Here is a 778-nt window from a genome sequence, read left to right as displayed (position 1 = left end):
TATGCAACCATGTAATATGCTCAACTTTTCAGGTCGTTGGTATTCCAAAGAAATCATCATGCAAGCTCTGCGTTTATATTTATCATACTCTTTGAGTTATCGAGATGTGGAAGAGATTATGTCGGAACGAGGTGCTGCTGTTGATCATAGCACCATCCAACGATGGGTTGAGCGTTACGCAAAAGATCTAGAAACGGTCTTCAGGCACAACTATCGCAAGCGTAAGGTTTATGTGAGCTGGAGAATGGACGAGACTTATGTAAAGCATAAAGGCAAGTGGGTTTATTTGTACCGTGCCATTGATAAAGATGGTGATACTTTAGAGTTTATGGTTTCAGATAAAAGAGATGAAGCTGCTGCCACAAAGTTCTTCAAAAAAGCTATTGGTGAGCATGGGTTGCCAGAGAAAGTAACAGTTGACAAAAGTGGTGCTAATGAAGCAGCTTTGATATACCTCAATTGCTTGCTATTCCTTCTGGGAGTTTGGCCGCATCTATCGATTGATATACGTCAAATGAAGTTTCTCAATAATCGTATTGAGCAGGATCATCGGAACATCAAGCGGCGGACGAATCCTATGCTGGGATTCAAGTCATGGGATTCAATGGAGTCTACGATTGCTGGATACGAGTTGGTCAACATGCTTAGAAAAGGTCAGCATATTAATGCTGAAAATATGACCATTTACGAGCAGTTCTATGGGCTCGCAGCATAATTACGTCCAGAGTATTGCGCTCTGTGCAAATTCTCAACTAATAATTGAGTCTGCGACAGAACC

The 778-nt window shown here is 41.5% G+C and carries 1 protein-coding gene; it reads left to right on the top strand.

Going from position 1 to position 778, the window contains the following annotated elements:
- Window positions 1-16: 16 nt before the first annotated feature.
- A complete protein-coding gene (locus F3D68_RS11155; RefSeq protein WP_151194506.1) occupies window positions 17-715 on the top strand; it encodes an IS6 family transposase in 699 nt (232 codons plus the stop codon).
- Window positions 716-778 lie beyond the last annotated feature (63 nt).

This window comes from Cysteiniphilum sp. JM-1, assembly GCF_008711525.1.
GTDB lineage: Bacteria > Pseudomonadota > Gammaproteobacteria > Francisellales > Francisellaceae > Caedibacter.
This window is presented reverse-complemented; position numbering and strand designations above follow the sequence as displayed.